The following is a 6,470-nucleotide window of genomic DNA, read 5'->3' on the forward strand; positions in this document are numbered from 1 at the left end:
GTCAGCACGTTCGGGCACTCGCGAGCTTGTCAATTAGTTTGTGTAAGTGATGTGGAATTGGTTATAGGTGGGGGTTGATTCGGTCTGGGTAGACCAGGGCGAGTTGGTTGAGGGCGAGCTTCCAGTTGGTGACGGTTAGGCCTTCAACGAGGCGGCCTTCGGCCTTGCGTTTGGTCTGGCGGTTGCCGCCGCGTTCCTTGGCTCGTTCACGGGCGCGTTTGTCTTCGATGTTGCAAATCGCCAGCCAGAGCATCTTGGTCGCGGCTTCATCGCTCGGGAAGTGGCCGCGGTTCTTCGTCACTTTCCGCAGCTGGTAGTTCAACGATTCAATGCTGTTCGTCGTGTAAATGACACGGCGCAAATCCGGTGGGAACGCGAGGAACGGGGCGAAGCGTTCCCACGCGTCTTCGAACGTTTTCACCGCTGCCGGGTACTGGATTCCGAGGGGTGACTCCGCAAACGCGGTCAGTTCGTCCCAGGCTGCGTCGGCGTTAGCGGCGGTGTAGATCGGCTTGAGAGCGCTCGCGATCTTCTTGCGGTCCTTGTAGCTGACGAACCGCATCGCGGCGCGCAGCAGGTGGACGACACACGTTTGCACGGTCGCTTGGGGCCAGGTCGTTTCGATCGCTTCGGGGAACCCGGTCAGGCCGTCGCAGCAGACGATGAGGACGTCCTTCACGCCGCGGTTGGCGAGCTCGGCGCAGACGCCGGCCCAGAACTTCGCGCCCTCGGTCTGCTGCACCCAGATGCCCAACACGTGCTTGATTCCGTCCATGTCCACGCCGACGGCGATGTGGGCGGCCTTGTTGCGGACGTGGGCGCCGTCACGAATTTTGACGATCAACGCGTCGAGGAACATCACCGGGTAGAGGGTCTCCAGCGGCCGCTGCTGCCATTCCAAGACCTCCTCGAGGACCCCGTCGGTGATCTTGGAGATCGTCTCGTGGGAGAGGTCGGTGCCGATCGTGGAGACCAGGTGTTGCTGAATATCGCGGATCGTCATCCCGCCGGCATAGAGCGAAATGATCATGTCATCGAGGCCGCCGAGACGCCGTTGCCCCTTGGGCACCAGGCGTGGGATGAAGCTCCCGCTCCGGTCCCGGGGAATGTCCAAATCGAGTGCACCGATTTCAGCATCGACCAGTTTGGGCGTGGAGCCGTTACGAGAATTTGGATAGAACCGGGCTTCGGGGTCGCCCTTTTCATAGCCGAGGTGATCGGTCAGCTCGATCTGCAACCCTCGCTCGAGGACCGCTTTGATCAGGCCAGGCACGAACCCGCCCTGACCTGTGAGCTGGATTTCGCCGGCATCAATCTTCGAGAACAACGAATCCAAAGCGCCGCTCTCGCGGAGCTCATCGATCGCCTTCGCCGCCTGCAGTTGAGACGGGGACCGCGGTGCCTTGCGCAACTCGTTTCGATTCGTCATGACCATGAGTATCACTCCTTCGAGTAGTCGATCCGCAACCCCTTACACAGACCATCTGACACCCTCGCTGACGACCTGTCTTTCGCTCATTCCCTGCCTCTGACGACGTTGTTCCCGGGTTATTCCTCCGTTATTCCCCGTTATTCCTCTTCTGTCGGCCACCCGTGCGCCCTCACTTCCGCGTAATCATGCAAAAGTCTCGCTCTGCCGGCAACGCTTTTCCCCCATTCGCTTGTCCGCCGCGAAACAGATACCCCCCCCGTGGAGACATACATACAGACACCCCCCTCCAAAAAATCTATATATGTGTTTCCCCCCCATACCTTTTGAAAACCTAAGGGAAAAAGGGAATAAAGGTTTGTGTAGAAACCCCCTACTGCCCAGTTTTTGTATGGGATCGGAGGGTACCAACACGGAGTCAGACTAGAGGGAATAGTGGGGGAATAAGAGGGAATAGCTGGGGAATAGCACGGGCGAATTTGGGGAATAGCAAGAAATCTTTCGCAAACGGCTAGAACCGCCGCATGTAAACGTGCGTGGTCGTCATTTGAAGGCCAGTACCCCTGTTCGAAAGGCTTCACATGGACCTCGACTATTTCGCCCCCGCTCAGAAGACTGTTCGCCTTGCCACTGGCCATGAGGCGCTTGTTGGCAATGCCCAGACCTCCATCTTGTTCATCGGGCCAGAGACGACTGACGAGTTAGACGTCGTCGCAAAGGCGGCCGGCGAAACCACCCTCGTTGCAGTTACCCCCGAAGTCAACGCATGGATCGACGCCACCAACATCCCAGACCCCGACATCGATCAGGTGATCGCCCATACCGTCGTCCTAATCCCGAACGCCCCCTCGACGCATCCAGCGCAGCATGGGACAGCGCTACCGAATTGATCGAACACCTCAGCAACCTTGGTGCCAAGAAAGTTCTCATTGCTCGTGTTCCCGGGAGCTCAGCCGGGCTGGCAGCGCTACTGGAGAACCAGTTCGAAGGCACTCGCGCGATGTACGTCGCGTCACTTATCGAGCGAGCGAAACCCCTCACCGGAAAGCGCCCGGCAGCACCGAAGGCCAAGAACGGCGGAGTCAAGGTCGCCCGCGTCGACTGGGAGGCAGGTCGTATCGCCGAATACGCCGGCGAAGACGCAGACTCCGCCGTCACACTCCTCGATGCCGCTGTTCGACGAATCCGGACGCGAGAGGTGTTGGACGACCTCAACGACGCTGGACACCGAAACGTCGTGCAGATCCACGATGTAAAGGTCGCCCACTGGGTGGACGGACGCCTGCATGAGGAAATCATCACCGGTATCACGGACGAGCAGCTGCCCGCTATCCGATCGTGGCTGGGCAGACTGCCGGGCTCACGTGGCGTCGATATCGCTCTGGCCACAGGCAAGCAAGAGGAGATCGCAGAGGCCATCCGACAGGCCAACAAGGATCAAATCGAACGACAGATCGCGCGGACACGAACCGGCTGGATTGAAGCGGACGGCGAGCTGATGTTCATGCATCAGGGTGGGGCGATCACGGCGTTCGGTAACGTGACCCGCGCCGCCTCCGAGCTTGAGGGCGCCCTTCAAGTAATCAGCTTCCCTGACCCGGCCATGATTTCTCCCGACGCGAAGCGGGTATTGGCCGAAAACCAGATCGCCGCCCTTCGTGAGCTGTTCAGTGAGCACATCTACGCCTCCATCCAAGGCGTAATCGCTCACTCTGTCGCAGGTCTCGGTGTTGGCGCGGCTGTCTGCCTCTACGGGGAACCCGGCTGTGGAAAGACGACGATGCTGAGCGCTTTTGGTGCGCAAGCCAGCCCCGAGTTCGGTGAGGGACACGATGCCCTCGGGACTTTCGACGGCACTGTCGCAATGGTCAGTGATCTCGGCAAAGGCCTCCACCAGTTTTTCATCACCGTCGACGATGCACGCCCGAAAGACAAGGAAGGCCTGTTGGAGATCGCCAATCAGATCAAGGCCTTCGACCGTCTCTCCCGTCGTGCCTACGCCGGCGGCTCCGCTGGCCGTGTCAAGAAAGAGGTTGACGCACAGGGCAAATGGATCAACGGCAGCGCGGACCGCACCGACGTCGCGATCATCCTCGCTGGCGAGAAGATCCCACCCGCCATTCAGAGCACGCTCGAACGTGTTTGGTCACTGCAGATCCCCGAACTCGATGCGTTCCGTTCAGGCAACGCCGACAAGTTCAAGGAATTTACGGAGCTGACCGGACCGAGCGAGCACATGGCGTCGTTCATCCAGTGGCTCGCCGGTCAGATCACCGAAGCTGGTGGTTTGAAGGTATGGCGTGAAAGCTGGAAGGCCAAGCGAGCCGAGTTCGTCGAGGCCCGCAAGGAGACTGCTGCAAAGATCCGCTACGCAGAGGTTGCAGCTGTCCCTGAGCTCGGCTTCCACATATGGCTGAACTACATCACCTCAACCGGTGCCCAGACACTCGCCGAGCAGCAGGAGCTCGAAGAACTCGTGCAGAAGCAGTTCACTACAAACATGGTCCGTCACCAAGAGACGACTCGCACTACCAGCATCACAAGCTGGCAATCCGCACTCGACTCGCTGCAAGCAGCGATCGTTTCGGGCGAAGCGTACTTCTTCTCGCCCGGCAGAAACGCTGGAACATCAGTCCCAGACGACCACGTTCTATTGAAGGATGGAGCGGCGGAGGGCGCGAGCACATCTACGCAAATTGGTGAGCCGCACCGCGTCATGCTCGGAGCACATGTTTCCGGTCGGAAGGGCACCGGCCAGTTCATGGCGATCCTCCCCCGCGTTGCGTTCAAGCTTCTGAGCCGTGAGTTCGCATCTGAAAGCGCACTTATCGAAGCCTTCCAAGAAGTCTCTATCCGTGACGCAGGCAAGCGCACCAAGAAAGTCGCCATGTTCGGAAAGGGCGTCGCCGCTATCTGCATCCCGTGGGAACTGTGGGACACCGACTGGCAGGCCAACCCCGCCTACTAGGTCGCAAGAAGGGTGCGATGCCGAAAGCATCACACCCTTCTTTATTTAGTTGGCACAATCCGCCGCATATACCTGTGCGTGGCTACGCCGTAACCACTACCGCTCTAACGAAAGGCTTCCATGCAAATCCTCACTGAAGACAACCTGCACGTCCTTGACGCATGGTTCGACCACAAGCGCGTTACATCATCGACCGGCTCACCTGCGTAAGTGGCCGCGAGACGTTTCGCTGACTCTGCGAATTCATGTGACAGGCGGCTGTCATTGCGGTGTCCCCACCGTTGGATGAGCCCGCGCTCGGTGGTCGCGGGGAAAGCAGCAAAGATTTTCGGCGTCTTGGGAGAGTCGGTCACGTGGTCAGTCTGGCGAAATCTGCCGGTGCCCGCCATCCCCAGACCAAGGCGGAGGACCACACATTTGGCCACAGGCGACTAAAACGGCACCGAGCCCGTCAATACCTAGCGTCGACGCGCAGCTGCTCGATAAGCTCCTCGTCGTGAGCGAAACCGAACCGGCACGACTGGTCATAGATTCGGCTGGGGGCGTGACCCGGCGAGTGCTCACCTCCTTTGGATTCCTAGTCTTGGTCGTGGCACTACTGGTCATGGGCTTCGATATTCTTCCTAGTCTTAGTGACGCCCCCGGAGCTACGACGTCCGGACTCGCATCTGAGGACCCTTGGGCGGTATTCGGACCCCCTCTGGTTTTGGCCTCGGAATGGTTCCTGATTGACAATCCCCTCCCGATCATTGGCTCATTGGCGGCCGTCGCTATAGGCCTGCAGGTTGCGGTGCACGGCCTCCGCTCGGAGAGTAATCGGAAGGCGAGCCCAACGGAGATCGCACGAGCAAAGGCGTTCTCAGCAACAGGAGCCTTCGTTGCCGCAGTCGTAATCTTTTTCGGAATCGGAGCGACCGCGCAGAGACTGCTAGATCCGGCGCCCGAATCCTCAAAGGCAACGTTCCTAGCGTTCCTAGTGACCACGTTCGCTACGGCGGTGCTTTGCATCGATGCAGCGCGGGTCATCACGAGCACGGAAGTGAATCAGCGGCTCAGCGTTGCCGTTGAGCTGATGAGAATCAGGAAGGATCGACTTGCGTTAGCGGACCGCTCGCTTCCGTCGGACATCTGGCTCAAGAGAACCGGACAATGGAGCGTGGCCGTGCTCCTGCTACTCCCAAGTGCGGCGCAACTCCTGACGGATCCCGGTTATTTCTTGGCGGAACAATCGAGATCGACGCTGCCCGAATTCTGGTTGATCGTCGTTTCCGTTCTCGGCACTGCGCTCGCCGGCGTCGTTCTGTTGCTCTTGGAGTTCGGACTCGCACTGATCTTCTTGCTGATCGTGAATCTGAAACCACTGACGCGAGGGCAACGCCTCGGCATCGTTTCCGCTGCCACCATACTCGTGGCGGTATTGGTGGTCAGGCCCGGTTGGGCCGACGTTCCAATAGCAGCCTCGACTCTTTACCTAGTCAATACATGTGTCATCTTCTCGGCCACATTCATCACTTGGTATCGACTGGCTCGACAGGAAGCACCACGCCATCCGAAGCTAACGTTTGGGATTCACGGCCTGCTCTTGCTGGCTCTCCTCCGGATCTTCCAAAAACTGGTACGGACTTCCGAAGCCGATGTCGACTGGTTGATAAGCGAAGCGAACCCCACTGCTGCTAAAGACATCAGGGTATTGGAGACACAAAGGGTGGTGCCCCCACGGGCGCGAGCTCGCAGTTGGTTCAGCCCACATCCACGCCGCCGCCCACCGGCCAAACCTCCTGTTTCGTCAGAGCGGCCTGCGGTATAGAGGACCTGGGAAACGGCGAGGGTGCCGGGCTCATGGAGCACCCGCCACGTAGTGCCGCTGTTTCGTCATGTGACCGCCCTCGTAGCGCCATCGACCCGCCTCTAGCAGCACGCTGCCGACCACAGCTGGGTCTGTGGCGACCGTGGTGACCACCTAACTCCGGACCCCAGCAGCTGAGCGCGTGTTGTCCGTCGCGTTATTTGACGATGGCGGCGTCATCGTCGGTGACGATGCCTGGATCTGAAAAAGCCCCGCCGGCGAATCCG

At 59.5% G+C, this 6,470-nt stretch carries 4 protein-coding genes; 3 read left to right on the plus strand and 1 reads right to left on the minus strand.

The window, feature by feature from the left end; translation table 11 throughout:
* Nucleotides 1-61: 61 nt before the first annotated feature.
* A complete protein-coding gene (locus CXY75_RS02085; protein ID WP_369826638.1) occupies nucleotides 62-1,435 on the minus strand; it encodes an IS256 family transposase in 1,374 nt (457 codons plus the stop codon).
* 575 nt (nucleotides 1,436-2,010) lie between these two features.
* On the opposite strand from CXY75_RS02085, the gene CXY75_RS02090 reads away from it, so the two are divergent.
* From CXY75_RS02090 to CXY75_RS19360, 3 genes are all read left to right on the plus strand, one after another.
* On the plus strand, nucleotides 2,011-2,319 hold the full coding sequence (locus CXY75_RS02090; RefSeq protein WP_104081208.1) for a hypothetical protein: 309 nt from the start codon (nucleotides 2,011-2,013) through the stop codon (nucleotides 2,317-2,319).
* The gene (locus tag CXY75_RS02095; protein ID WP_104081209.1) at nucleotides 2,316-4,397 is read left to right on the plus strand and encodes a hypothetical protein; all 2,082 of its coding nucleotides are present in this window, start codon (nucleotides 2,316-2,318) and stop codon (nucleotides 4,395-4,397) included. Before CXY75_RS02090 ends, CXY75_RS02095 begins: the two co-directional genes overlap by 4 nt.
* A 976-nt stretch (nucleotides 4,398-5,373) precedes the next feature.
* Complete coding sequence (locus tag CXY75_RS19360) at nucleotides 5,374-6,204, plus strand: hypothetical protein (RefSeq protein ID WP_146069332.1); 831 nt, start codon at nucleotides 5,374-5,376, stop codon at nucleotides 6,202-6,204.
* Nucleotides 6,205-6,470: the final 266 nt, after the last annotated feature.

It is taken from the genome of Cryobacterium sp. Y11, from assembly GCF_002929535.1.
Lineage (GTDB): Bacteria > Actinomycetota > Actinomycetes > Actinomycetales > Microbacteriaceae > Cryobacterium.